The following is a 25,898-nucleotide window of genomic DNA, read 5'->3' on the forward strand; positions in this document are numbered from 1 at the left end:
TTGATCTGGGCACCGACGAAAAATGCCTGACAGGTGGATTCTTTATTGCAAACGAATCCACCAGCCTCTTGTCGCCTTCCTACAATCGCCAAAACTCGCAAAACCCCGGCAAATCAAAACCTTGATAGCCCTCAACGACTGCCCTTCAGGTAACGCCAACGTAATGCACACGACCGTTCGGCGCTTTCTCTGGCAGGCCTGCAAAATCGGATCTAGGGTTGCGTGGCTGGCGATATGCCAGCGAACTGACGAGCCTTGGATGGACGCTCGTCCGTAGCAGCATCCGGTAAGAAATCAGGGATGGTTTTGGTGCTTGCGGTTCTTTATGCACTCTTGAGGAGTGCTCAACTGATCCCTGTGTTTCGTTGTTTTCTATCAAGGACAGAAAGATGACCAACGTACAGGCGAAATCCCCATGTTTGCCGCTCTGGCAGGCATCTCGCGACGCTCCCGAAGCAAAGCCCAACGGCTTCGGCTGACGATGCCGGTGCAGAAACCGGCGCTTTTGAAGCCGCCTCTGCACCCACTGAAAACCCCTGTTTGATCAGATCCCGACGGATCAGGCTGTTTGCTCGCCGAGAAAAACTGTTGCCGGTTTTTTTCGCCGACCGCTGCTGCCTGTCTATCAGGTAAGACGCTCCTGTTCATCACGGAGCGGTTGCACGGCACTGATGAGGAAACCTCGATATGACCCGTTCCACGGCAAATATGCCCCCTTACGGCGTCGCGATCCAAAGCGCGATCTCCCAAGGCGATCTGCAACACATGAAGTCGTTGTTGAAGCAACGCGACGCGGCGAACCCGGAATCGAAAGATCTGAAAGTTGCGTACGAAAAACTGGCCGGGGAAATTTCCCGTTTGGAAAAACCCTAGGCCATTTCCCACATTGCAATGGAGGCAATCACTATGTCTGGTTCTACTCAGCAAAACGTCGGCTTGTTCCCGGTCTGCTATCGGATTGGCACGGGACAACCCGGCGCGCAAAGCCTGGCGCTTAACCTGCTGGTTTCCACGCCCCAGCTTGAAGTCACCGGCACATCCGTTGTCACTCAGGCGACCAACCCACCGCTCGATCTGCATGCCGATGTCTGGGGCGGGTACACCTACATGACGGTCATGTCGCCCGGTGTCAGCAAAATCCTGATCACTGCCCAAGGTAATCAGGGCGGCCCGGCTTCCAACTCGATAGTGACCTTCAAGCTGCATCTGGTGGTCGGCACCGACTGGAAGGACGGCATAGCGAACTATCAATATTTCGACGGGCAGCGCTGGCACGAGGTCAACAACGCCCCGGCGCGCATGGTTGATTCGGTGCGTTCGAGTGCGTTCCCGCCGTTCGAACCGGGCCCGGTGATCAATCCGCACACGCCAATCGTGCCGCTGTACGGCGCGCCGATTCAAAGCGCGATTGCCAGCGGTGATCTGGCGCAGATGAAAAATCTGGCGCAACTGGCGAAACAGCAACTGGACCAGCAACCGCAACTGAAAAGCGCACTGGAAGCGGCCAAGAGCGAGATCAGCCGCCTGCAAAGCCGCTGAACCGGGCGCCCCGTCTGCCTGACTCGTTTGCATTCATTCAAGGGAGTAGCACCATGTCGATTGGACTTTTTCACACCCGTCTCATCATCAGCAATTCATTGCTCGGCGCGCCGGTCCTGAACCTCGATCTGCTGGTCGATACCGCGCATAAAAAAGTCAGCGGGATTGCCAGCGTCTTTCAAAGCACCTGGCCCACAGTCAATTTTCGCTCGCGGGTCTGGGGCACTTTCTCCGAGGCGAAACTGACGGCAAACGTCGAAAACCACATCATCCTCACCCTCGACGGTAGCCCGAGTGGCCCGACCAGCCAGATTGCCGAGACCTTCCATCTCAAAGGCATTCTCGGTGGTGACTGGGCCAGCGGTTTTGTCGATTACCGCTACAACGAGCAAGGCCAGTGGCACGACGTCAAACACGTCGCCGTGCATCAGGCGCCGACGGTAGAGCCGCAACCCGTGCGGCATCCAGTCTTGCCGCTGTATGCCGTAGCGGTGCAGCAAGCCCAAGCCAGCGGCGATCTGGCGCAGCTCAAATCAGTGGTGCAGCAAGGCGAGCAGCAACTGGCTCATCAAGCGACGTTGCGCAGCGCCCTTGAGCAATTGCACGCGGAAATCGCGCGGCTGGAAGCGCGCTAACCGGCCTCAAACGGGCGGGATCATCGCTGATTCCGCCCGTTTGTTTTTCAACGACGGTCAATCCATTCGTGTCGCGCACAGTCTGCTGCGCAAGGATTTCCCATGTCAGACCAACTCCCCGCCCGCTACCTCAGTGACACCGATCTCAAACGCTACGTGCCGGTGCACGTGGTCTGGGAAATCACTCTGGCCTGCGATCTAAAATGCCTGCATTGCGGTTCCCGTGCTGGCCATCGGCGTCCCGATGAGCTGAATACCCGCGAATGCCTGGACGTCATCGATTCACTGGCTGCGCTCGGCACTCGCGAAGTCACCCTGATCGGCGGCGAAGCCTATTTGCGCAAGGACTGGACGCAGTTGATCGGCGCCATTCACGACCACGGCATGTACTGCGCGATCCAGACCGGCGGGCGCAATCTGACGCCGGCGAAGATGCAGGCCGCGATCGACGCGGGCCTCGACGGTGTAGGCATTTCCCTCGACGGACTGGCGCCGCTGCACGACGCGGTGCGCAACGTCGCGGGCTCATTCGACAAAGCCGTGGACACCCTGCGCCGGGCCAAGGCTGCGGGACTGGCGGTGAGCGTCAACACGCAGATCGGTGCGGCAACCTTGCCGGATTTACCTGAGCTGATGAACACCATCATCGAACTCGGTGCGACCCATTGGCAGATCCAGTTGACGGTCGCGATGGGCAACGCGGTGGATCACCCCGAATTGTTGATGCAGCCGTTTCAGTTGCTGGAAGTGATGCCGTTGCTCGCACGGCTTTACCGCGAGGGACTTGATCGCGGCCTGCTGATGAACGTCGGCAATAACATCGGCTATTACGGCCCGTATGAACATTTGTGGCGCGGGTTCGGTGACGAACGCGTGCACTGGACCGGTTGCGCAGCCGGCCAGACAGTGCTGGCGCTGGAGGCCGACGGCACGGTGAAAGGTTGCCCGTCACTGGCCACCGTCGGGTTCTCCGGGGGCAATGTGCGCAACATGAGCCTGCACGATATCTGGCATTACAGCGAAGGCATGCACTTCGGCCGTCTGCGCTCGGTGGATGATCTGTGGGGCTACTGCCGTGGCTGCTACTACAACGACGTCTGTCGCGGCGGTTGCACCTGGACTTCGCATTCACTGCTCGGCAAACCCGGCAACAATCCTTACTGCCATTACCGTGCACTGGAATTGCAGAAACGCGGCTTGCGCGAGCGCATCGTCAAGGTCGAGGACGCGGCACAGCAATCCTTCGCCGTCGGGCGTTTTGACCTGATTACCGAACGCATCGACAACGGCGAAAAGGTCAGTAGCGTCAGTGACAGTGGTCAGGTAATCAAACTGGCGTGGATCAATCAGGGACAGCAATCGCCGGAGGAAGGACGAATCGCCACGCAACTGAGTCTCTGCCGCCATTGCATGCAGTACATCCAGCCTGACGAAACGATTTGCCCGCATTGCGATGCCGATGTCGCCGCCGCTGAAGCCGTGCATCTGTCTGATCGCGCGCGCCAACAGGAGATCATGAACACCCTGACCGGACTGCTGGGAATCGCTCCGAGTACGTTAACCAGAGACGCACAACAGCGCTGACTTGAGAAAAAAATCTGTTACTGGCCCGGATTTCTTCTCCGGGCCAACCTTCCCCTCGCCTGAAAGGCCCGGTTTCAAAGGGCCTTGTCCCTCTGCATCAGCATTTTATATTCACATCCCAGCTTAATAATATTTTACCGATACCCGCCCCCTCCCTAGTCTGATCCCACGCAAAGAGGACAAGCCCCGCGCGGTCCGAATCCAAGTGCCTTGCCAGGAAGGATGTAGAGATGACCACTGAAATAATAAAAACAGACACGCTCGTTGTGGGGGCCGGACAGGCAGGTGTGGCGATGAGTGAGCACCTGAGCAAACTCGGTGTGCCGCACATTGTTCTGGAGCGCAGCCGTATCGCCGAGCGCTGGCGCACCGGGCGTTGGGATTCGCTGGTGGCCAATGGTCCGGCCTGGCACGACCGGTTTCCAGGCCTGGAATTCGACGACGTCGACCCGGATGGTTTTGCTCCGAAAGAGCGCGTAGCGGACTACTTCGAAGCCTATGCGAAAAAATTCAACGCGCCGATCCGCACCGGCGTCGAGGTGAAGAAAGTTGAGCGCAATGTCGGGCGTCCGGGCTTCACCATCGAGACCTCCGAAGGCGTGATCGAAGCCAGCCGCGTGGTCGCGGCGACCGGCCCGTTCCAGCGTCCGGTGATCCCGGCCATTGCCCCGCAAGATCAACGTTTGCTGCAAATCCACTCCGCCGACTACCGCAATCCGCAGCAACTGCCAGAAGGCGCAGTGCTGGTGGTTGGCGCCGGTTCGTCGGGGGTGCAGATCGCCGATGAACTGCAACGCTCGGGCAAACAGGTTTACCTCTCGGTCGGCGCCCACGACCGCCCGCCTCGCGCCTATCGCAACCGGGATTTCTGCTGGTGGCTGGGGGTGTTGGGCGAGTGGGATCAGGCGGCGATGAAACCCGGTCGCGAGCACGTGACCATCGCCGTCAGCGGCGCCCATGGCGGGCGCACTATCGACTTCCGTGGTCTGGCCCATCGCGGCATGACGCTGGTTGGCGTGACCGAGTCGTTCAACAACGGCGTGGTGACCTTCAAGCAGGATCTGCTCGACAACCTCAAGCGCGGCGATGACAACTATCTGGCCCTGCTCGATGCCGCCGATGCCTACGTCGAACGCAACGGACTGGATCTGCCGCTGGAGCCCGAGGCTCGCGAAACCTATCCAGACCCTGAGTGCGTGAAAAACCCGTTGGCCGATCTGGATCTGGCAGCGGCCGGCATCACTTCGATCATCTGGGCTACCGGCTTCGCTGTCGATTACTCGTGGCTACAGGTCAACACGTTCGACGCCAATGGCAAACCGCAGCATCAGCGCGGGGTTTCCAGCGAGTCGGGGATTTATTTCCTTGGACTGCCGTGGCAGTCGCGCCGTGGTTCTTCGTTCATCTGGGGCGTGTGGCACGACGCCAAACACGTGGCCGACCACATCGCCACCCAGCGCAAATACCTGAGCTATCGCGATGCCGAGCAACGCGACGCCACGCACAGCAAAGCCGCCGACACCGTCGACGCTTGATCCCCACCTTCCGTGCCGACGCCGAGAGCGCCGGTTCCATATTTGTCAGGAGCTGCACATGAGCAAGCCAACCCACACGCGCATTCGTATGTTCAACACCAAAGACACTTACCCGAATCAGACCCTGGACAACGATCTGTGCCAGGCCGTGCGCGCCGGCAACACCGTGTATGTACGGGGTCAGGTCGGTACTGATTTCGACGGCAATCTGGTCGGCCTCGGTGATGCGCGGGCGCAAACCGAACAGGCGATGCGCAACGTCAAGCAACTGCTGGAAGAAGCCGGCAGCGACATGAGCCACATCGTCAAGACCACCACTTACCTGATCGATCCGCGCTATCGCGAGGCGGTGTATCAGGAGACGGGCAAGTGGCTTAAAGGCGTGTTCCCGATTTCGACCGGGCTGGTGGTGTCGGCGCTGGGGCAGCCGCAGTGGCTGATGGAAATTGATGTGATTGCGGTTATTCCTGAGTAAGCAGGTTCACCGAGTTGCGGCCATCGCTAGCAGGCTAGCTCCCACAGGTTTTATGTGTGCCACAGATTTTGTGAACGACATAGATTCCTGTGGGAGCTGGCTTGCCAGCGATGAGGCCAGCCCAAACGAACAAGGAGCAAGACCATGACCTTTTCAATCGCAGCCCGCTGCGCCGAAACCGGCCAGTTCGGCGTCGCCATCAGTTCCTCAAGCATCGCCGTCGGCGCCCGTTGCCCGTGGCTGCTGCCGGGTGTCGGCGCGGTGTCGAGCCAGAACATCACCCTGCCGTCCCTCGGCCCGGAAGTCCTCGCACTGATGGAACAAGGTCTGGCGCCCGATGATGCACTCGACAAAGTGCTGACCCGCAACGGCTACAGTCAGTACCGGCAAATCACCGCGATCAACCACCTCGGCCAGAGCGCGCATTTCAGCGGCGGGCAAACCCTGGGCGTGCACAACGCGGTATCGGGCGAACAGTGCGTCGCCGCCGGCAATATGCTCGCCGGACGCTCGGTGATCGAAGCGATGGTCGGTGCTTTCGAGGACGGCGAAGGGCAACTCGCCGACCGTCTGCTCAAGGCCCTGCACGCCGCGCAAGCCCTCGGTGGCGAAGCCGGCCCGGTGCATTCGGCGGCGGTGGTGGTGGTCGGCGAACAGACCTGGCCGATCGTCAATCTGCGGGTCGACTGGGCCGATGAAGACCCGATCGGGCAACTGCAGAAACTCTGGAACGCCTACCGTCCGCAATTGCAGGATTACATCGACCGCGCTCTCGATCCGGCTAAAGCCCCGGGTTATGGAGTCGCCGGAGACGATCGATGAGCAGCAGCGTCGAACTGCTCAAGACGCTGGTGAGTTTCGACACCACCAGCCGTGAGTCCAACCTGCAATTGATCGAGTTCGTGCGCGACTATCTCGCCCGCTTCGATGTGCCTTGCGAGCTGATCTACAACGATGAGCGCAGCAAGGCCAATCTGTTCGCCAGCATAGGCCCGGTCGATCAACCGGGCATCATGCTGTCCGGGCACACCGATGTGGTGCCCGCCGATGGCCAGCCGTGGACGGTGCCGCCCTTCGCCCTCACCGAACGCGACGGCAAACTGTTCGGCCGTGGCACGGCGGACATGAAAGGCTACATCGCCTGCGTATTGGCGCTGGTGCCGGCACTGCTCAGCGCGCCGCTGCGCATGCCGGTGCATATCGCCCTGTCCTACGATGAAGAGGTCGGTTGCCTCGGTGTGCGCTCGTTGCTCAAGGTGCTGGAACAGCGTCCGATCAAACCGTTGCTGTGCATCATTGGCGAACCGACCGAACTCAAACCGGTGCTCGGGCACAAAGGCAAACTGGCGATGCGCTGCGATGTCCACGGTCATCCGTGCCATTCGGCGTATGCGCCGCTCGGGGTCAACGCCATTGAATACGCTGCCGAACTGATCGGCGAACTGGGGCGTATCGGCCAACAACTCAAAGCCCCGGAGCAGCATGATGCGCGTTTCGATCCGCCGTATTCGACGGTGCAGACCGGCGTGATCAGCGGCGGCAAAGCCTTGAATATCGTCCCGGCCGACTGCCGCTTCGACTTCGAAATCCGCGCCCTGCCCTCGCAGGACCCGAGCGTGGTCGCGCAGCAGTTGCAGGCCTACGCCGAGCAACAGGTGCTGCCGCGCATGCGTGCGGTCAATCAGCAAAGTGATATCCGTTTCAGCGAACTGTCGGCGTATCCGGGGCTGGCCACCGATGCGCAAAGTCAGGCTGCGGAGCTGATTGCAGCCTTCTGCGGTTCACGGGAATTCGGCACGGTGGCGTTTGGCACCGAGGGCGGACTGTTCGATGCGGCGGGAATCCCGACCGTGGTCTGTGGCCCTGGCAGCATGGATCAGGGCCATAAACCGGACGAGTTTGTCAGCCTTGATCAACTGCATGCCTGCGATGCGATGTTGCAGCGCTTGCTGGCTTCTGTTCGCAGCTAAAAACGTCCCGGCTGCGTACGCCATTCAGGTGTACAGCCGGGCCAGTTCTTCTCGGCAATGATCGACAAACAACTGCACCGGTTTGGTCAGTTGCACCCGTCGCAGCCACGCGGCTGACAGGCCCGAACCGGTGACGCTTTCAGCCAGCGGCACGCACACGACTTTCTGCCCGTCGTAGGTGTAGTCGCTGAACGGTTTGGTCACCAGAATCGAAAAACCAAAACCCCGACCGACCATGCCACGCACCATCTCGATTGATGGCGAGCTGAAGACGATGTGCGGGGTCAGTCCACACTCCTCGAAAATACTCACGAAGTAGGTGCGGCTCGGCACCACGTCGAGCAGGATCATCGGCTCCAGCACCAGATCATGCAGCGAGACTTTCGCCTGTTGCGCAAAGCGGTGATCGGCCGGGAGCAAGGCATACGGCTGCTGTGCCGGCATCAGTGGCGTGGTTTCAATGGTGCTGTCGAGGTCGTGTTCGAACAGCATCGCCAGATCGATGCTGCCGGCGGTCAGGGCGTGCACCAGTTCCTGTTGTTCGCCGTCACGAATGCGGATTTCCACGCCCGGGTAACGCTCCTTGAAACCGGCTATCAGCCGCGGCAGGTACAGCGGCGCGACGGTTTCGAAACAGCCGATATCGATCTGCCCGGCCACCACATCGTTGTCGGCCAGGGCGTTCTGCTCGAACTCATGGGCGACCCGCAACAACTCCAGCGCCTTGCGATAGAACCGCGAACCGCTGGGCGTCAGGGAGACGCCCTGGGCGTGATGGCGGATGAACAACTGCACGCCGAAGCTTTCTTCCAGATGCTTGATCGCGGTCGATACCGACGGCTGCGCGATATAGAGCTTGCGCGAGGCTTCGGCAACGCTGCCGCAATCGGCGGTGGTGACGAAGTATTTGAGCTGGCGCAGGTTGTAGGCGGCCATGGGAACCTCCGGCGAAATCAGGTCAGGCAATGTTTTTTGTAGTGATGCAATTTATCTGTAGTGACTGGATTTATCCGTGGCGAGGGGATTTATCCCCGCTGGACTGCGCAGCAGTCCCTTTTTCAGGGGTCGCTACGCAACCCAACGGGGATAAATCCCCTCGCCACGGGGCACTGAATGTTGAGGTGAAACATACCCGACACCCCACAAACCCGGGGCATATATTTTTTAAGGTCTGAAGCAACAAACTTACTAATTTATCTATCCCGATGCTTTGCACATGATCGCTTCAACAAGAAATGCGCCGTCCGTGCCGGCGCTTACCGAAGTACGTCCACGTACTCATACTTGCCTTGGAGTTCGTCATGGCTACCCCTGCAACAACGTCGGCCCCGCTCATTGAAAAACACACGATTGGATACGTGCCCCCCGAAGATCGCCACGGAAAGGTCAGGGATCTGTTCACGCTCTGGTTCGGCGGCAACATCGCACCGTTGCCCATCGTCACTGGCGCACTGGGCGTGCAGTTGTTCCACTTGAATCTGCTGTGGGGCATCGTTGCGATTCTGGTCGGCCATCTGGTCGGTGGCGTGCTGATGGCGCTGCACTCGGCGCAAGGCCCGCAGATGGGCATTCCGCAAATGATCCAGAGCCGTGCGCAGTTCGGTTCGCTAGGTGCCTTGCTGGTGGTACTGATTGCCGGGGTGATGTACATCGGCTTCTTCGCCTCCAACATCGTCCTCGCCGGCAAGTCGCTGCATGGCGTGGTCGATAGCGTTCCGGTGCCGGTCGGCATCGTTATCGGTGCGCTCGGTTCGGGGATCATCGGCATCATTGGCTACCGCTTCATTCACGTGCTCAACCGTATCGGCACCTGGGTGCTGGGGATCGGCATCGTCGTCGGTTTCGGCTACATCCTGACCCACGTACAAACCGCCGACTTCCTCACCCGTGGCAGCTTCAACCTGTCCGGCTGGCTGGCCACCGTGTCGCTGGCGGCGTTGTGGCAGATCGCGTTTGCGCCGTATGTTTCGGACTATTCACGCTACTTGCCGGCCGATGTGAAGGTGTCTTCGACATTCTGGACCACCTATCTCGGCTCGACGCTGGGCTCGAGCCTGTCGTTCATCTTCGGCGCCGTTGCGGTGCTGGCGACGCCCGTGGGCATGGACACCATGGACGCGGTCAAACTCGCGACCGGCGCCATCGGCCCGCTGATGCTGGTGCTGTTCCTGCTCAGCGTAATCAGCCATAACGCGCTCAATCTGTATGGCGCGGTGCTGTCGCTGATTACCCTGGTGCAGACCTTCGCCTACCGCTGGATTCCGACTGCCAAGAGCCGTGCGGTGATTTCGATCATCGTCCTGCTGTCTTGCTGCGTCGCGGCAGTCGGTGCCTCGGCGGACTTCATCGGGCACTTCGTCGACATGGTATTGGTGCTGTTGGTGGTGCTGGTGCCGTGGACGGCGATCAACCTGATCGACTTCTACGCGATCCACAAAGGCAAGTACGACATCAGCTCGATCTTCCAGTTCGACGGCGGCATCTATGGGCGCTACAACCCGCAAGCGTTGCTGGCCTATGCGATCGGCATCGCGGTGCAGATTCCGTTCATGAACACCCCGCTGTACGTCGGCCCAGTGTCGGCACACATCAACGGTGCGGATCTGTCGTGGCTGGTGGGGTTGCTGGTGACGTCGCCGCTGTACTTTTGGCTGGCCAGCCGTGATACCGCTTATCGTCGGCGGATGACCGGCGGCAAGTTGGTCAACAGCTTGTAAACGCTGCATCGATAAAAGCGAAGGCCCTCCAATGTGAGGGCCTTTGTCGTTCAGTGGATGCGCCATCGGCAGTGTGCTATTTTTTTTGCTCCCGACAAGTAACAAGGACGCGACATGCTACGGATTCTCGGCAGGGCTTCATCAATCAACGTGCGCAAAGTCCTCTGGGCCTGCGAAGAATTGCAGATCCCGTTCGAACGCGAAAATTGGGGCTCGGGATTCAAATCGACAGAGTCAGCGGAATTTCTCGCGCTGAATCCTTGCGCCATGGTGCCGGTGATTCAGGACGGTGATTTCACCCTGTGGGAATCGAATACGATCATTCGTTACCTGGCAGCGCAGTACGACGGCGCACAACTTTATCCGGCCGAAGCCAAGGCCCGGGCGCGGGTCGATCAGTGGATCGACTGGCAGGCCTCGGAGCTAAACCGATCGTGGTCGTATGCGTTCATGTCGCTGGTGCGCCAGTCGCCTGACTATCAGGACAAGAGCGCGCTGGATGACGGGATCAAGCAGTGGTCGAAGAGCATGGGCATCCTTGATCAGCAACTGAAAAAAACCGGTGCCTATGTCGCTGGTGAAGTGTTTTCACTGGCCGACATCCCGATTGGATTGTCAGTGAACCGCTGGTTTGAAACGCCGCTCGCGCACCCGGAGTACGAGGCAGTCAATGCTTATTACGAGCGCCTGACCCAGCGCGAAGGTTTCCGCCTGCACGGCAGAAACGGTACGCCATAACGAAAAAAACCTCTGACTCCAGCATCTGGAATCAGAGGTTTTTCATTGACCTGATCAGTAGATCAGGCTGGAACGCCCAAAATGATGTGCGAAGCCTTGATCACCGCAGTGGCGCTCACGCCCGCTGCCAGACCCAGCTCGGCAACCGCATCGCGAGTCACGATCGAGTACACCTTCGAACCACCGGCCAGTTCGATGACCACTTCGGCGTTGACGGCGCCATCGGTCACGCTCAGCACTTTGCCTTGCAGGCAGTTGCGAGCCGACAGGCGGATGTCGCTGGACTCGGTCATCAGCATCACCCAAGGCGCCTTGACCAGCGCGACGGCTTCTTTGCCGACGGCGATGCCGAGGTTCTTGACGCTTTCCATGGTCACGACTGCAACCAGTTGCTCACCGCCGGCCAGGGTCAGAACCACTTCGGCGTTGACTGCACCCGGCTGAACCTGGCTGACCTGACCTTTGAATACGTTGCGTGCGCTGACTTTCATGACGGGACGTCCTTTTTTTGACTTTGGAGTTAGGAAACGGCGTACATCATCAAGTTTAGCGCTATGTACAAACAACTACAGCGCAACATTTTCTGAGATCAGATCAACAAATCTTCATAGAACGCACCGAATGGTCGCTCAGGGTGGGCGATCTGGATTTCCAGAATCCACACGCCGGCATTCGGCTTCTGATCGAAATCCCCCAGATTGCCACCGCGATAAATCGCGTGAGGGAAATCGCTGACGCGGTGGCCCTTGATGTCGAGGTTGAGCTTCCAGCCCATGGCATCAGCCTGATCGCTGGCGTAGCGGTACAACTCGACGCCGGAAACACCTTCGCGCCAGAAGGCCTCGACCCGGCCGAACAGCTCTTTGGCAGCGGCGGCGCAGGCGATCATTTGCGGGTCGGAGCCGGTGGTGAACGTCGCTCCGGCATCGCCTTCGTGCCCCTGCCAGACCACACCCATGTCGATGAAGAAAATATCGTCTTCACCTAACACTGGATCACCCGCAGAGCGCTCCTTGAACGCCTTCAGCGTGTTGGCACCGAAGCGGATCAGCAGCGGATGCCAGATTCGGTCCATGCCCAGTTCGGCGAGGATTTCCTTGCCGCGCGCCTGTGCTTCGGATTCCAGCATGCCGGGTTTGATTACCTTGGCAATCGCGTCGACGGCGTTCCAGGTCAACTGCTGCGCGTGGCGCATGGTTTCCAGCACAAAACGCTCGCCTACCGCTTCTTTGCCGCTCAGGGCTGTGGTCATTTACGAAATCCTCATCACTGCGCTGTATAGTTTTTTATATTGCGAAACAGCGATCAAGATACAGCCATGACACAGAGTGTCAATTGCCTTCTGCGCGCATCACACCGCGCTCCTCCAGCAAGCGCACAAACATGCTCAAACTGCGCGACACCGTGCCCCGGCGCCACACCAGCCAGGTCGTCAAAAAGCGAAAGTCCGGTGCCAGCGGCCAGACGCTGACCGTCGCGCAACCGGGCATGCTTTGCAACATGCTGCGCGGCATCAACGCCAGACCGGCACCGGCGCTGACGCAGGCGAGCATGCCGTGATAGGACTCCATCTCGAAGATCTTGCCCGGCACCGCAGCGTCAGTGCTGAACCATTTTTCGAAGTGATGGCGATAGGAGCAATTCGAACGGAAGGCATAGATGCTCTCACCGTTCACATCCCCCGCCCGTTTGATCGGCCCATGGTTGAGCGGCGCGATGATGACCATTTCTTCTTCGAACGCCGGGATGCCTTCCAGCGTCGGATGCAGCACCGGTCCATCGACAAACGCCGCCGCCAGTCGCCCGGACAACACACCGTCAATCATCGTCCCGGAGGGCCCGGTGGACAGGTCCAGATCGACCTTGGGATGGCGCTGGTTATACGCCGCGAGCAATTCGGGAATACGCACCGCCGCCGTGCTTTCCAGCGAACCAAGGGCAAACGCGCCTTGCGGTTCTTCGCCGGCGACGATGGCGCGGGCTTCTTGCACCAGATCGAGAATCCGCCGCGCGTATTCGAGAAAGCTCCAGCCGGCGGGCGACAGGCGCAATCGGCTTTTCTCGCGGATAAACAGATCGACACCCAAGTCCTGCTCAAGCTGTTTGATTCGCGTGGTCAGGTTCGACGGCACGCGATGAATCTGCGTCGCGGCGGCGCTGATACTGCCGTGTTCGGCAACGGCTTTGAAAATTTCCAGCTGCACCAGATCCACAGTCATTCTCCAATCGTGAACGAAACGATCTTTATTATTCAGTTTCCAGAAAACAAACGCCACCCTACTCTAGGCCCATCCACTGAACATGCAGGACAAAGCCATGAGCCAGATTTCCAGCCAGACCCACGCTATCTCGATCAACCCCGCCACCGGCGAGCAGATCGGCCACTACGCATTTGAATCCCAGGCAGCCCTCGACGCCGCACTGACCCGCGCCGCGTTCGGTTTCTCGAAGTGGAAACGCAAGCCGCTGCAAGATCGTTCCCGTGCCCTGACCGCTCTAGCCGGTGCCTTGCGTGAAACCGCCGAAGCCATGGCGACCATGATCACCCTGGAAATGGGCAAGCCGATCGCTCAGGCCCGTGGCGAGATAGAAAAGTGCGCCAAGCTCTGCGAGTGGTACGCCGAACACGGCCCGGCCATGCTCAGCGCCGAACCGACGCAGGTTGAAGGTGGCAAGGCGCGCATCGAGTTTCGCCCGCTCGGCCCGATTCTCGCTGTGATGCCGTGGAACTTCCCGATCTGGCAAGTGCTGCGCGGCGCGGTGCCAGCGCTGATCGCCGGCAACACCTACGTGCTCAAGCATGCGCCAAACGTGATGGGCAGCGCTTACCTGCTGCGCGACGCCTTTACCCGCGCCGGGTTTGCCGATGGCGTGTTTGAAGTGATCAACGTCACCCCGGAAGGCGTTTCCAGCGCCATCGCCGACCCGCGCATCGCCGCCGTGACCCTGACCGGCAGCGTCCGCGCCGGCATGGCCATCGGCGCACAGGCCGGTGCAGCATTGAAGAAATGCGTGCTGGAACTGGGCGGTTCCGATCCGTTCATCGTGCTCAACGACGCAGATCTGGATGAAGCCGTACAGGCCGCCGTCATCGGCCGTTACCAGAACTCCGGCCAGGTTTGCGCAGCAGCCAAACGCTTGATCATCGAAGAAGGCGTGGTTGAAGAATTCACCCGCAAATTCGTCGAAGCCACGCGCAAATTGAAAGTCGGTGATCCTCTGGCCGCCGACACCTACATCGGCCCGATGGCGCGTTTCGATCTGCGTGACGAACTGGATCAACAAGTACGCGACACTCTGGAAGAAGGCGCGACCCTGCTGCTCGGCGGCGGCAAGGCTCAAGGACCGGGCAACTACTACGAGCCGACCGTGCTGGCCGACGTCACTGACCGCATGACCTCGTTCAAACAGGAACTGTTCGGCCCGGTCGCTTCGATCATCACCGCCCGCGATTGCGCGCATGCCATCGCACTGGCCAACGACAGCGAGTTCGGCCTGACCGCGACGATCTACACCGCCAATGTGCAACTGGCCCAGCAACTGACCAGCGAACTGGAAACCGGCGGCGTGTTCATCAACGGCTACTCCGCCAGCGACCCACGAGTGACCTTCGGCGGCGTGAAGAAAAGCGGTTTCGGCCGCGAGCTGTCGCACTTCGGCGTCCGCGAATTCTGCAACGCACAAACCGTGTGGCTGGATCGTCGCTGAGAAAAAACGTAACCCCACTGTGGGAGCGAGCCTGCTCGCGAAAGCCGTCTGACATTCAACAGTGAGTTGACTGACCGTACGCCTTCGCGAGCAGGCTCGCTCCCACAGTGTTTTGCACTGCTTACAGCATAGTTTTAACAACGATCATCAGCGGCGCTGTACATCAAGCAACACTTGCAACGGATGACGCACCGCCCGATCCGACTGACGCTTGACCTGACTGCGGCACGAATAACCGGTGGCCAGCGCCTCGCCCTGCTCCGCTGGCGCCTCAATCTGCCGTGCCCAGGATTGCTCGTAGATCACTGCCGAAGTCTCGCGATTGCGCGCTTCGTGGCCGTAAGTGCCGGACATGCCGCAGCACCCGGTGGCCTGTGTCGCCAGTTTCAGCCCGGCGCGTTCGAACACTTGCTCCCACTGCCGCGTGGCGGCGGGGGCGTTGGTTTTCTCGGTGCAATGCGCCAGCAGCCGGAAAGCCTCAGCGCTGCGTTGAGCGGTTTGCTCGGGCATCACTTTGAGCAGCCATTCCTGTACCAGCGCCACCTCCGGGCACGCCTGCATGCCCGGCACTTTCTGGTATTCCTGGCGATAAACCAGAGTCATCGCCGGGTCCAGCCCTACCAGCGGCACGCCGACATCCGCCAGTTCTTGCAGTTGCCCGGCATTGCGCAACGCCGCGCGGTTGAACGCGGTGAGAAAGCCCTGCACATGCAGTGGCTTGCCATTGGCACTGAACGGCGCCAGATAAACCTGATAACCGAGCCGCGAAATCAGCTCCACCAGATCCGCCAGCAACGGCGCTTCGAAGTAGCGGGTGAAAGCGTCCTGCACCAGCACCACACTGCGCTCGCGCTGCGCCTGAGTCAGCGCTGACAGGTTCTGCACCGTGGCCGGTTGCACCTGCCAACGACGCATCGCCGCGTGGAAATCGAAACGGCTGAGCAACGGCACGTCGATCATCCCGCCGAGTCGTTCAAGCATCCGACGACTGAACGCGGCGCCCATCAAGCCGTTGTACAGCGGCGCAATCCGCGCCATGTAGGGAATGCTGTATTCCAGCGAGGCGATCAGATAATCCCGTGCCGGGCGCAGATAGCGGCTGTGATACAGCTCGAGAAACCGCGAGCGAAACTCCGGCACATTGACCTTCACCGGGCATTGTCCCGCGCAGGATTTGCACGCCAGGCAACCGGCCATGGCGTCGTAAACCTCATGGGAAAAATCCGCTGCCGGCGTGCGGCTGTTACGCCAGCGCTGCCACAGCGTGCTGAAAAACGCTGGTCGCCGGACAGCGTCCGACAACACATCAACCCCCGCCTCGCCCTGTAACCGCAGCCACTCGCGAATCAACGACGCCCGGCCCTTGGGCGACTGTGAACGTTCGCGGGTGGCTTTCCATGAAGGGCACATCGCGTCATCGGGATCGAAGTTGTAGCAGGCGCCGTTGCCATTGCAATGCATGGCCGCGCCGTAGCTTTGCCAGACTTTTTCGTCGATCTGCCGATCCAGCTCACCGCGCAGGGTTACTTCATCGATCTTCAACAGTGTCGCAGCGACGTTGGCCGGGGTGGCGATCTTGCCGGGGTTGAACTGATTGAACGGATCGAACGCAGCCTTCAACGCTTGCAGCGCGGGATACAGCTCACCGAAAAATGCCGGTGAATATTCCGAACGCAGGCCTTTACCGTGCTCGCCCCACAACAGTCCGCCATAGCGTTGGGTCAGTGCGGCGACGCCATCGGACACCGGACGAACCAGCGCCGCTTGTTGCGGATCTTTCATGTCGAGAATCGGCCGTACGTGCAACACGCCGGCATCGACGTGACCGAACATGCCGTACTGCAAACCGTGGCTGTCGAGCAGCTCGCGCAGTTCGGCGATGTACTCGGCCAGATGCTGCGGCGGCACGGCGGTGTCTTCGACAAACGGCTGCGGTCGTGCTTTGCCAGCGACGTTGCCGAGCAAACCGACCGCTCGCTTGCGCATGCCGTAGACCTTGCTCACTGCCGCCTGACCGACGGCCAGCGTATGCCCCAGTCGTTCGACAGTGCGGTCGCTGCTCAGGTGTTCGAGGAAGGTTTCGACCCGGCGTTGCAGATCATCCGGATCGTCACCGCAGAACTCCACCAGATTGATCCCCAGCGTCGGCCGCTCGGCGTTCTGCGGGAAGTATTCCGCGACGCCGTGCCAGACGATGTCCTGCATCGCCAGCAACAGCACCTTGGAATCGACCGTTTCAATCGACAGCGGCTTGAGCGCCATCAGTGCCCGTGCATCGCGCAGCGCATCCATGAACCCGGCGTAGCGGATGTTCACCAGCATGGTGTGTTTGGGGATCGGCAATACATTCAGCTTGGCCTCGACCACAAACCCCAGCGAACCTTCGGCGCCGCACAGCACACTATTAAGATTGAAACGCTGGTCGGCCTCACGCAGATGCGCGAGGTCGTAACCGGTCAGGCAACGATTGAGATCGGGGAAGCGCTGTTTGATCAACTCGCCCTGCTCATCAATGATCTGCCGCGCACAGCGATAGACTTCGCCGACCCGATCTTCGCGGGCGCAATATTCGGTGAGCTGAGTTTCCTCCAGCGCACGACCGTGCAAATGTTCGCCGCCGCGCAGAATCATCTGCAATTCGAGCACATGGTCACGGGTCTTGCCGTAGGTGCAACTGCCCTGCCCGCTGGCATCGGTGTTGATCATGCCGCCGACGGTGGCGCGGTTGGATGTTGACAGTTCCGGGGCGAAAAACAGCCCGGCGCTCTTCAGGGCCGCGTTGAGCTGATCCTTGACCACCCCGGCCTGCACCCGCACCCAGCGCTGCTCGACGTTGATTTCCAGAATGCGGTTCATGTGCCGCGAAAGATCGACAACGATGCCGTCGGTCAGCGACTGGCCGTTGGTCCCGGTGCCACCGCCCCGAGGCGTGATCACCACCTGCTGATAGGCCTGCTCGGCAATCAGCCGCGCAACCCGCGCAACATCCTCGGCATCCATGGGGAACACCGCTGCTTGCGGCAGCCGCTGATAGATCGAGTTGTCAGTGGCCAACACCACGCGGCTGGCGTAATCGGCGCTGATCTCGCCGCGAAAACCACTGGCCTTCAGGGCGTTGAGAAACTGTTGGTAATCGCTGGTCAGGGCGCTAGCGGGTGACAGTTGGGCAATCATCAGGTGTGAATCTCGGTTCAAATTCGGGCCGTGTGGCGGTGAACTGTTGTACGCAACGAATGATTGCGTCAGGCTCCGCCATCTAATACGCCCATGTTCAGCGCAGAACGCTGCTGGGACAAACGTAAAATCGACCCGCAATCCATGACTAAAACGAATGAATCCGCGAACGCTCACCCCTTCCATGTCGTTATTGCTGGCTTTTGAGGCTGCCGCCCGCCACGAAAGCTACACCCGCGCGGCTCATGAGCTGTCGCTGACGCAAAGCGCAGTCAGTCGTCAGGTGCAGATTCTCGAGAAGATGCTCGGCATGCGTCTGTTCAGTCGCGAAGGCCGGCAAGTGGTGCTGACGGATGTGGGGCGCATGTATCAACGCGAACTCGCCGAAGCCCTTGGGCAGATCCGCAGCGCGACCCTGCAAGCCATGGCATTTGGTTCCGGCATTCACAGCCTGCGCCTGGCGACGCTGCCGACGTTCGGTTCGAAATGGTTACTGCCACGGCTCAAGGATTTCTACACCGCGCACCCAGGCATGACTGTGCACTTGCATTCGCGCATCGAAGCCATCGACTTCGACACCAGCGAGATCGACGCGGCAATTTGTGTCGGCGGCGGTGACTGGTTGGGGCTGACCGCCCTGCCCCTGCACACCGAAGAACTGGTGGTGATTGCCAGCGCGCAATTGTCCGCCAGCGAACGCGGCGAAGCCGAACAGCACATCACCGGGCAATTGCTGCTCAATGTCAGCAGCAACGCGCAGGCCTGGGCCGAGTGGTTCAGCCATCACGGTTTGCCGCACCGCAGCATGCGCATCGGCCCGAGTTTCGAGATGACTGCGCATTTGATTCAAGCGGTGCGCGCCAATATTGGCGTCGGTCTGGTGCCACGGATTCTGGTCGAGGATGAATTGCTCAACGGGGAGTTGCTGCAACTGGGAGAACCGATTACCAGTCGGCGCAGCTATTACCTGGTGTATCCGCCGCGCAATGAGGCGTTGCCATCGTTGAAGGCGTTTTGCGATTGGTTGTTGCATACGTTGTAAGTTGGGGTTGTAGCGCTGCTTACAATGCCTTCGCGAGCAAGCTCGCTCCCACACTGGATTGATGAGCAACACAAATCCCGTGTGGGAGCGAGCTTGCTCGCGAAGAGGCCCTCAAGCGGACTGATAACGCTCAACCGCCGCAAACACACTGAGCCGGGCCCGATGCAGCAGTACCCGGGTGTTGGTCAGCGAGATATCCAGCAATTGCGCAATATCTTCCAGTTCCAGCCCCTGACGTTCCCGCAGCAACAGCACACTGCTCTGCGCATCAGACAACTCACGTAAAGCCTGCTCAAGACATTCGCGCAATTGCTCCTCGCGCAGCAGCGCTTCGGGGGTGTCTTCATGCCAGGGCTGCGGCACGCCGGACCAGCGTCCATCGGTGCTGAATCGCTCCTCACCCACTCCGCCGAATGACGCCGGCAGATCGTCAAGCACAGCGTCGCGGCGATTCTGGCCGTAACGGCATTTCGCAGCATTGGCGGTGATCGTCAGAATCCAGGTTTTGAGACTAGACCGCCCCTGAAATCCCGCCAGCCCGCGAACAATCGCCAGCCAGGCTTCCTGCACCACATCATCCATGTGTTTGCGCCCGACAATCGCCGTCGCCACCGCCCGCATGGCGCCCTGATAACGATTGACCAGATCGACATAGGCCTGCTGCTCACCTTTGAGCAAGCGATCCAGAAAGCCAACATCGTCCGGTTGATGCAATGTTTCTTCGACAGTCCCTGACAGGCGCATTTCATTGATCATCCAAGGTATGACCGCTGGACACCTGCATCCAGAGACGCAGGCACGCGTGCTTCTGAACTACATACGGAGCAACGCTGACAGTGGATGCATCAGGAAAGTATTTATCTTTGCACGGGCAATAAAAAACGCCGCTCAATGAGCGGCGTTTTTTGGGGGGCTTTATCGCGCATCAGCGCTTTGGCGGCGGCGGAGCGCTGGGGCCTTTCAACTGTGGCGACGGCTTGCCGTCGGGGCCAGCAAAGAGGCGCGCAATGTACGCCGGCATAGGTGTTGGTGCTTTAGCGCTCATCCTGGAACCTCTTCGACGCGGGTGAACTCAACCCACTGAACCTTCGATGAATCTATCACCAATAATTCAGCGCCAAAAGACAGCATCCCGCCATCATCGTCGAGCCAGTATGGATTCGACATGATGAACTGCCCCTCCACCGGACTTGACGGCCACTCGAAAGGCCAGCCAAACAATCGCCTTTCATCATTCAAATGCAATGTGACAAGTCGGTTCTGCCTCGCAAAAGCGCTGTACCACTCGTTTGGGTAGGAAGTTTTCCGAGTCAGGTTCCGCTTACGCAACCACCTATGCAGTCTGTCATTGGAAGCCAGACAACATGAAAGTCCACCGAGACATGCCGAAACAATAAACGCCCAGAGCGCCTCAGCCTTGCCGTCCCAACTCCCGACAGAAAAGCCCTTGGAACCGATCCACAAGCAGAGGGCGCCAACACCCAAAACCGCACCATGAATCACAAACGTAAAAATCAGCGCCTGCACAATCTGACCAAACGTTTCAGGTCGCTTGAACGCAGTGAGCGAGTAAAAAATCCAGGTCGAGAAAAACCCTGGGATCAAATACTGCAACAACGGAATAACTTCTTTGACCAGATCATCCATGATCGACGGCTCCTTGAAAGACATGCCGGCCCGATTGATGGCCCGCACGTTAGAGCCTAGCCCCGCTCAGTGAATCCATTTTCAGGAAGTGTCACATCTCATTACCCGCCCATGCGCCCCTGCCGGAAGGCCTTGCAAAAAATCCCGCTGAGGATCACCTGAGCGGGATTTGTGGTAGGCAACCTGCGCTTTACGCAACCACAGGAATCATCGGGTCTGCGGCAGCCAATGCACTGACGCGATCAGCCGCAGGCGGGTAAATCCACTGGGTGTTGATCTGGGTCTTCAGCGTTTTGCCTTCCTGCTTGACCAGTTTCACCTGACGATCCCAGCCTTCGGTGTACACCGCGCCCCAGGCGCCAAGGTCGAGACACGTCACGTATTTCGGCTGACTGTACGGCGTCGGATCAACCCCCAGAAGCTGCGCCGCGACGTTGTTGCCGGCATGCCGCCCCAGAGAAATCGCGTGCTGGCAGGTCATCAGCGCGTGGTTGCCGATGGCGTCGGAAGCGGCGTAGGCCACGTCACCGGTGGCGAAGATGTTGTCCTGACCGATGACTTTCAGGTTCGCATCAACGTGCAGGCGACCTTGAGCATCACGCTCGGCGGGGATCTGTTCGGTCAGTGAGCTGGCGCGCACGCCAGTGGTCCAGACCACGGTGTTCGCATCAATGTGCTGACCGTCCGACAGCGTCACGCCGCTTGCATCGACCGCTGCCACCGAGACACCGAGACGCCATTCAACGCCCAGTTGTTCGCTGGCCTCGATAATCGAGTGGCTGATTTCTTCACCCATCGAAGCGCCGATTTTCTGCCCGCGATCCACGATGATCACATTGATGTCGGCCTGCTCACCAAGGATTTCCCGCAGACGTCCCGGCATTTCCGTGGCCGTTTCAATCCCGGTAAAACCGCCGCCCGCCACCACTACCGTATTGCGAGCCTGGGTTTCAGGCTGATCGACCAGCGCTTTCAAATGTTTTTCCAGGCGGATCGCCGACTCGATGCGGTCAACGTCGAAAGCATGTTGCGCCACGCCCGGGGTGTTCGGCAGCGCCAGACCACTGCCGGTCGCCAGCACGAGTTTGTCGAAGTGCAGCAACTGCTTCGCGCCAGAAGCATCGGTGTAAGCGACGGTTTTTTGCTGCACGTCGATTTTCTCGGCAGCGCCCTTGATGAAGTTAACGCCGACTACTTCGAACAGTTCGCCCAGCGGCGCAGCCAGTTGATGCGCGTTCGGCTCGTAAAAGCGTGGACGCACGCGCAGCTCGGCCTGAGGCGCCAGAACGCTGACTTCAACGTTGTCACGACCATGAATCTCGGCCAGACGCGTGGCGCTCAACGCGCTCCACATACCGCCAAAACCCGCGCCGATTACCAGAATGTGCTGTTTCATTGTTGTCTCCGGGAGAGAAAGTCACTGGGTTTGAATTCGATAACGGCGACTGTATTAGTCGGATATAAAATCAACAAGTCAGATAATTCGATGTTTATGATCGAACCTGTCGATTTATAAATTGGGTAGACACCTCAAAAACCGCCAATTTATTGGGCCATGCCAGCTAAAGCGCAAACCTTTGCAGATTGCCGGCCCATCACTCACCTGCTAACATTGGCGACAAATCAAGTCGGAGATAACGATGTCTTTGTACAGTGCAGGAGTCGAGTACGGCATCCATTGCCTGGTGTTCCTGGTCGGTAATGGCGGCGACAGTCGCGAAGCGAGCGTGCGCGACCTCGCGGAACTGCAGGGCGTGCCGCTGGACTATCTGGCGAAGATCTTCACCAAACTGGCCAAAGGCAAACTGGTGGTTTCCACTGAAGGCGTGCGCGGCGGATTTCGTCTTTCACGGCCGGCGGATGAAATCACCCTGCTCGATATCGTCAACGCCATCGACGGACGCAAGAACATTTTCGAATGCCGGGACATTCGCGGACGTTGCGCATTATTCGACGGCAACCCGCCAGACTGGGCGCTGGAAGGCACCTGCTCGATTCACGGGGCGATGATGACTGCGCAAAAGCGCATGGAAGAGGCCCTCGCCCAGCAGACCATTCTCGACATCGCGAGAAAGGTCGGGCGCAAGGCGCCGGCTGAATTCGGGGTAAAACTGGAAGACTGGATGCAGGACCGCCGCGAGAAAAAAGGCAACGTCGGCTCGATCCCGCTCACCGACATCTCAGACTGACCGCAGCCATCCTTCAGGCAAAAAAAAGCAGAAACCGTGGTTTCTGCTTTTTTGTGGACGCCTTGAAAGCCTTTAGAGGCAGTCACGCACCGCTTTGCGCAACGATCCGGACTTGGCCCACGGCGGTCCTTGATAAAGCGAAACCCGGCTGCCGTCCTTGTACTTCACGACATCGAGAATCTCGTCAGCAGTGATGACGCTCGGCGCGGTGATGCGGTAACCGTTGGAAATCGACGTTTGCGTAGTCTTGGAAACGTCCTGCTGCCACAACGGCAACAAACAGGCGGCGTAGTCCTTAGGGATTTTGGTGCTGGTCTTGCTGAGATTTGGCTCACCCGGCACCAACGACGATGGCAATGAACAACCCGCCAGCATTGCCAACGCCAACCCCCCGATCCATATCCGCATGGTGTTTCCCTGATCTGAAAAAAAGCGAATGTAGCCTGTAACCGCAGACACATCCATCGTGGCTCCGTGCCTTTGGCCAATATTGGACAAACTTTTACATCCGTTCAGCCGAAGACTGACGAGATGCGTCCCGCCGCAAAAAAATCCGGCTACTATTTTGTACCGAGAATGTTCCGGAGGTGATCATGCGGCTCAATGAATACGAACACGAACTTCAGCGCGACCTGCAAAGTGTCGCATCGGACCTGAGATGGTCAGCGGTCGACCTTAAACGCATCGCCGAGCAACTGCGCAAGTCCGGCAATGAAGCGGACGCACAAGCGGTACTCAGATCCTGTGTAGTGCTGCAAAGCGACGAAGAACGCCTGCAACTGTATGCCAAAGAAGTCAAGGCGCGGGCGATCAGCCGAACGAAAGTCCATTGAATCTGCGCTGACCCGTAACAAAAAGCCCCGGATTCCCCGGGGCTTTTGCGTTACGCCGATCAACTCGATCTGTGACTTCGCTTGCCTGGCGAGCGACTCCTGTAACCAGGCAACGCAGCCGCATAGGCCAACGCCTCTTCTTTGCTGGCAAACGACGCCAGTCTGTCGCCTTGGGTGCAAACCCGCCACGGGCCATGGTTTACGCTGAGTACGTCATAGCCATTCATGTGCATTTTATTCAGCATCGGAATGCTCATGGATACCTCCTGTCTGCTGGCATTGATTCAGCTTTACGCTTTTACCTTACACCCGGCGCGCGCCTGTGTGCCGACCAGACGTCGCACCAATCAGCGCCAGCCCCTTGGCACTTTTCGCTGAATTCACCGCTCAAAAACCCAACGGAACCTTTAAATCAGGCCTCGGCTCGAATATTGCAGTTTTATTACTTATTTGTGACAGGCAGTAAACAGGTAACAGATGAAAGTACGTGCAACCGTAATTTGCGAACAGGACCGGCATGTTTTGCTGGTGCGCAAACCCAGATGTCGCTGGACATTACCGGGCGGCAAGGTCGAGCCCGGAGAAACCAAAGTGGGAGCCGCCGCGCGGGAGTTGCAGGAGGAAACAGGGCTGGACGCCGAGGACCTGCTGTACTTGATGGAACTGCAAAGTGGCGCCACACGCCATCATGTCTACGAAGCTTCGGTGCTGAACATCGACCAGGTACGTCCGCAAAACGAAATCGCCGAGTGCATCTGGCATCCACTGGATGCAGTGCAGAATCTGAATGCCAGTGATGCGACGCTACGTATCGTCCAGGCATTCAAGCGCAGGCTGTAAGGGATTATCCGGCGAATGCCCGGCGCCCGGCGCTCATTTCGGTGCGTAATTCGCCAATGAAATTGGAAATGTCACGAACAGTGACCAGATGTTCGAGGGATACGCCATTCAGTAAAAGGTCCACTCGCCCGCTGTCCGCCTCATAGACCTTGATCTGCAAATGACCCTGCGCGGTGATGGTGCAGTTGCAGTTCAACGGCGAAAAGCCGGATTCAATGATCCGGCAGATCTCGGTAATGGCAACCATAGGCGAACGCCTCGCAGGCGATAAGTCGGGGATCGACCGGTAGAGCATAGATGAGCTTTTCGCACTCCGCGCCTGACAGAATCGACGAAAATGCCAACCAGCTCACACATTTTCAGTGTGCGTCGTGGCCCCAGATCCAGTTCCACATGCCCGGCAGGTGCACCGAATCCCCGCTTTTCTGCACGGTGCGCGCCGTTGCGGCTCGCAGCAGTGCGTCGTGATCGTCATAAAACGGTTTGTCCGCCAGCCGCACGCCAGTGGCCGCCGCGCTATCGACCAGAATCTGCAAATACTCGCGAGCGTGGCGGGCGGAATAACGGTTGAGGTCGTGGAATGTCACCACGACTGGAATCACTCCGTCGACCGTCGGCAATTCACCCCGGGCGATCTGCTCTCGCACTTCCGACAACTGCCGCAACATGTTTGCCCGACGTCGCGGGCTGCCATTGAAGCCCCAGATCTTGCCGTCGTTGGCGCTCAGATCGGTGAGCAAAATGTGCATGCCATGCTGCTGATAAGCGGCGAAGGTACGTTTGTCGTAGTTCCAGAACGGTGGGCGTACCAGCGTCGGCGCCGCACCGGTAATGGCTTTGATGTCTGCCTCACCGTTGCTCAGCGATTGCTCCAGCTCTTGCGGATCAAGCGAACGGTGATTGGTGTGCCAGTGGGTTGCCGTGTGGAAACCCAAAATATGCCCTTCGTCATGCTCGCGATGCATGATTTGCCGGCCGATATCGCTGTTGCCGGCTCTCGGCGCACGGGTCTGCACAAAGAACACCGCTTTGATGTGCGGTTGCAGCGGATTATCCGCCAGGCTGTCGAGTACGGTGGCGCTCGGATTCCAGAAACTGGAAGCGCTAGGACCGTCGTCGAACGTCAGCAGAAACCGCACCGGCGCCTGCGCCTTGAGCTGCGCTTGGGTCTGTGCAGTCATTTCGATGGGCGCTGCGATGCAGCCGACCAGCCCTAAGGCGATAGCGGCCGCAGAGAAAAGCTTGAACCAGGATTTCATGTTTTGCCTTGAG

27 protein-coding genes are annotated in these 25,898 nt (G+C 59.2%); 15 read left to right on the forward strand and 12 right to left on the reverse strand.

Translation table 11 applies throughout. From position 1 onward, the window contains the following. Nucleotides 1–687: 687 nt before the first annotated feature. The 8 genes from ACTWLJ_RS23790 (at nucleotide 688) to argE (ending at nucleotide 7,738) form a co-directional block, all read left to right on the forward strand. A complete protein-coding gene (locus ACTWLJ_RS23790; protein WP_445178701.1) occupies nucleotides 688–873 on the forward strand; it encodes a DUF1843 domain-containing protein in 186 nt (61 codons plus the stop codon). Nucleotides 874–906: 33 nt separating this feature from the next. After that, nucleotides 907–1,539, forward strand: a complete 633-nt coding sequence (locus ACTWLJ_RS23795; protein WP_445178702.1) for a DUF1842 domain-containing protein — start codon at nucleotides 907–909, stop codon at nucleotides 1,537–1,539. Nucleotides 1,540–1,592: 53 nt separating this feature from the next. After that, nucleotides 1,593–2,174 (forward strand): DUF1842 domain-containing protein, encoded by a 582-nt coding sequence (locus ACTWLJ_RS23800; protein ID WP_401212260.1) that lies wholly within the window; start codon nucleotides 1,593–1,595, stop codon nucleotides 2,172–2,174. 102 nt (nucleotides 2,175–2,276) lie between these two features. After that, nucleotides 2,277–3,758 (forward strand): GDL motif peptide-associated radical SAM/SPASM maturase, encoded by a 1,482-nt coding sequence (locus tag ACTWLJ_RS23805; protein WP_445178703.1) that lies wholly within the window; start codon nucleotides 2,277–2,279, stop codon nucleotides 3,756–3,758. Between the two features lie 230 nt (nucleotides 3,759–3,988). Continuing rightward, entirely contained in the window at nucleotides 3,989–5,293 is a 1,305-nt protein-coding gene (locus tag ACTWLJ_RS23810; RefSeq protein ID WP_445178704.1) for a flavin-containing monooxygenase, read from the forward strand. 58 nt (nucleotides 5,294–5,351) lie between these two features. After that, on the forward strand, nucleotides 5,352–5,768 hold the full coding sequence (locus ACTWLJ_RS23815; protein ID WP_401212251.1) for a RidA family protein: 417 nt from the start codon (nucleotides 5,352–5,354) through the stop codon (nucleotides 5,766–5,768). 144 nt (nucleotides 5,769–5,912) lie between these two features. After that, on the forward strand, nucleotides 5,913–6,590 hold the full coding sequence (locus ACTWLJ_RS23820) for a DUF1028 domain-containing protein (protein ID WP_445178705.1): 678 nt from the start codon (nucleotides 5,913–5,915) through the stop codon (nucleotides 6,588–6,590). Further along, nucleotides 6,587–7,738: an acetylornithine deacetylase gene (gene argE, locus ACTWLJ_RS23825; protein WP_445178706.1), complete on the forward strand. Its 1,152-nt coding sequence runs from the start codon at nucleotides 6,587–6,589 to the stop codon at nucleotides 7,736–7,738. The genes ACTWLJ_RS23820 and argE overlap by 4 nt, the downstream gene beginning before the upstream one ends. 24 nt (nucleotides 7,739–7,762) lie before the next feature. Here the strand turns inward: argE and ACTWLJ_RS23830 are convergent, their stop codons facing one another. Next, nucleotides 7,763–8,674, reverse strand: coding sequence for a LysR family transcriptional regulator (locus ACTWLJ_RS23830; protein ID WP_401212242.1), 912 nt, complete (start codon nucleotides 8,672–8,674; stop codon nucleotides 7,763–7,765). Between the two features lie 365 nt (nucleotides 8,675–9,039). Here ACTWLJ_RS23830 and ACTWLJ_RS23835 point away from each other — a divergent pair, with 365 nt between their 5' ends. Next, nucleotides 9,040–10,455 carry a purine-cytosine permease family protein gene (locus ACTWLJ_RS23835; protein ID WP_445178707.1) on the forward strand — a complete coding sequence of 472 codons (1,416 nt, stop codon included), beginning with the start codon at nucleotides 9,040–9,042 and terminating at the stop codon, nucleotides 10,453–10,455. A gap of 114 nt (nucleotides 10,456–10,569) precedes the next feature. Further along, a complete protein-coding gene (locus ACTWLJ_RS23840) occupies nucleotides 10,570–11,193 on the forward strand; it encodes a glutathione S-transferase family protein (RefSeq protein WP_445178708.1) in 624 nt (207 codons plus the stop codon). A 62-nt stretch (nucleotides 11,194–11,255) separates the two neighbouring features. Here the strand turns inward: ACTWLJ_RS23840 and ACTWLJ_RS23845 are convergent, their stop codons facing one another. The 3 genes from ACTWLJ_RS23845 to ptrR all read right to left on the reverse strand — a co-directional run bounded on the left by ACTWLJ_RS23845 (nucleotide 11,256) and on the right by ptrR (nucleotide 13,406). Further along, nucleotides 11,256–11,684, reverse strand: coding sequence for a TOBE domain-containing protein (locus ACTWLJ_RS23845; RefSeq protein ID WP_401212233.1), 429 nt, complete (start codon nucleotides 11,682–11,684; stop codon nucleotides 11,256–11,258). A 98-nt stretch (nucleotides 11,685–11,782) separates the two neighbouring features. After that, nucleotides 11,783–12,445: a M24 family metallopeptidase gene (locus tag ACTWLJ_RS23850; RefSeq protein ID WP_445178709.1), complete on the reverse strand. Its 663-nt coding sequence runs from the start codon at nucleotides 12,443–12,445 to the stop codon at nucleotides 11,783–11,785. Between the two features lie 79 nt (nucleotides 12,446–12,524). Further along, nucleotides 12,525–13,406 carry a putrescine utilization regulator PtrR gene (gene ptrR, locus ACTWLJ_RS23855; protein WP_445181408.1) on the reverse strand — a complete coding sequence of 294 codons (882 nt, stop codon included), beginning with the start codon at nucleotides 13,404–13,406 and terminating at the stop codon, nucleotides 12,525–12,527. A 103-nt stretch (nucleotides 13,407–13,509) separates the two neighbouring features. On the opposite strand from ptrR, the gene ACTWLJ_RS23860 reads away from it, so the two are divergent. Next, nucleotides 13,510–14,901: an aldehyde dehydrogenase family protein gene (locus ACTWLJ_RS23860; RefSeq protein WP_445178710.1), complete on the forward strand. Its 1,392-nt coding sequence runs from the start codon at nucleotides 13,510–13,512 to the stop codon at nucleotides 14,899–14,901. A 147-nt stretch (nucleotides 14,902–15,048) separates the two neighbouring features. On the opposite strand, the gene ydiJ is transcribed toward ACTWLJ_RS23860, so the two are convergent. Beyond that, nucleotides 15,049–18,075 carry a D-2-hydroxyglutarate dehydrogenase YdiJ gene (gene ydiJ / locus ACTWLJ_RS23865; protein WP_445178711.1) on the reverse strand — a complete coding sequence of 1,009 codons (3,027 nt, stop codon included), beginning with the start codon at nucleotides 18,073–18,075 and terminating at the stop codon, nucleotides 15,049–15,051. Between the two features lie 157 nt (nucleotides 18,076–18,232). Between ydiJ and ACTWLJ_RS23870 the strand changes: the two genes are divergently transcribed. Beyond that, entirely contained in the window at nucleotides 18,233–19,117 is an 885-nt protein-coding gene (locus ACTWLJ_RS23870; RefSeq protein ID WP_445178712.1) for a LysR substrate-binding domain-containing protein, read from the forward strand. Nucleotides 19,118–19,228: 111 nt separating this feature from the next. On the opposite strand, the gene ACTWLJ_RS23875 is transcribed toward ACTWLJ_RS23870, so the two are convergent. The 3 genes from ACTWLJ_RS23875 to ACTWLJ_RS23885 all read right to left on the reverse strand — a co-directional run bounded on the left by ACTWLJ_RS23875 (nucleotide 19,229) and on the right by ACTWLJ_RS23885 (nucleotide 22,160). Continuing rightward, on the reverse strand, nucleotides 19,229–19,861 hold the full coding sequence (locus ACTWLJ_RS23875) for an RNA polymerase sigma factor (protein ID WP_445178713.1): 633 nt from the start codon (nucleotides 19,859–19,861) through the stop codon (nucleotides 19,229–19,231). A 297-nt stretch (nucleotides 19,862–20,158) separates the two neighbouring features. Continuing rightward, on the reverse strand, nucleotides 20,159–20,764 hold the full coding sequence (locus tag ACTWLJ_RS23880) for a DUF6338 family protein (RefSeq protein WP_445178714.1): 606 nt from the start codon (nucleotides 20,762–20,764) through the stop codon (nucleotides 20,159–20,161). A gap of 190 nt (nucleotides 20,765–20,954) precedes the next feature. Next, nucleotides 20,955–22,160 (reverse strand): NAD(P)/FAD-dependent oxidoreductase, encoded by a 1,206-nt coding sequence (locus ACTWLJ_RS23885; RefSeq protein WP_445178715.1) that lies wholly within the window; start codon nucleotides 22,158–22,160, stop codon nucleotides 20,955–20,957. Between the two features lie 244 nt (nucleotides 22,161–22,404). On the opposite strand from ACTWLJ_RS23885, the gene ACTWLJ_RS23890 reads away from it, so the two are divergent. Further along, nucleotides 22,405–22,953 (forward strand): RrF2 family transcriptional regulator, encoded by a 549-nt coding sequence (locus ACTWLJ_RS23890; RefSeq protein WP_445178716.1) that lies wholly within the window; start codon nucleotides 22,405–22,407, stop codon nucleotides 22,951–22,953. Between the two features lie 72 nt (nucleotides 22,954–23,025). Here ACTWLJ_RS23890 and ACTWLJ_RS23895 read toward each other — a convergent pair whose 3' ends face one another. Beyond that, entirely contained in the window at nucleotides 23,026–23,361 is a 336-nt protein-coding gene (locus ACTWLJ_RS23895) for a hypothetical protein (RefSeq protein ID WP_445178717.1), read from the reverse strand. Between the two features lie 185 nt (nucleotides 23,362–23,546). On the opposite strand from ACTWLJ_RS23895, the gene ACTWLJ_RS23900 reads away from it, so the two are divergent. Beyond that, nucleotides 23,547–23,786 (forward strand): hypothetical protein, encoded by a 240-nt coding sequence (locus ACTWLJ_RS23900; RefSeq protein ID WP_445178718.1) that lies wholly within the window; start codon nucleotides 23,547–23,549, stop codon nucleotides 23,784–23,786. A 59-nt stretch (nucleotides 23,787–23,845) separates the two neighbouring features. On the opposite strand, the gene ACTWLJ_RS23905 is transcribed toward ACTWLJ_RS23900, so the two are convergent. Further along, nucleotides 23,846–24,043 carry a DUF2188 domain-containing protein gene (locus tag ACTWLJ_RS23905; protein ID WP_401212174.1) on the reverse strand — a complete coding sequence of 66 codons (198 nt, stop codon included), beginning with the start codon at nucleotides 24,041–24,043 and terminating at the stop codon, nucleotides 23,846–23,848. 220 nt (nucleotides 24,044–24,263) lie between these two features. On the opposite strand from ACTWLJ_RS23905, the gene ACTWLJ_RS23910 reads away from it, so the two are divergent. Beyond that, nucleotides 24,264–24,626 carry an NUDIX hydrolase gene (locus ACTWLJ_RS23910; RefSeq protein WP_445178719.1) on the forward strand — a complete coding sequence of 121 codons (363 nt, stop codon included), beginning with the start codon at nucleotides 24,264–24,266 and terminating at the stop codon, nucleotides 24,624–24,626. A 4-nt stretch (nucleotides 24,627–24,630) separates the two neighbouring features. Here ACTWLJ_RS23910 and ACTWLJ_RS23915 read toward each other — a convergent pair whose 3' ends face one another. Both ACTWLJ_RS23915 and ACTWLJ_RS23920 read right to left on the reverse strand, forming a co-directional pair. Beyond that, nucleotides 24,631–24,873, reverse strand: coding sequence for a DUF1652 domain-containing protein (locus tag ACTWLJ_RS23915; protein WP_445178720.1), 243 nt, complete (start codon nucleotides 24,871–24,873; stop codon nucleotides 24,631–24,633). 112 nt (nucleotides 24,874–24,985) lie between these two features. Beyond that, the gene (locus ACTWLJ_RS23920) at nucleotides 24,986–25,885 is read right to left on the reverse strand and encodes a polysaccharide deacetylase family protein (RefSeq protein WP_445178721.1); all 900 of its coding nucleotides are present in this window, start codon (nucleotides 25,883–25,885) and stop codon (nucleotides 24,986–24,988) included. Nucleotides 25,886–25,898: the final 13 nt, after the last annotated feature.

The sequence above is a fragment of the Pseudomonas sp. McL0111 genome, from assembly GCF_052567255.1.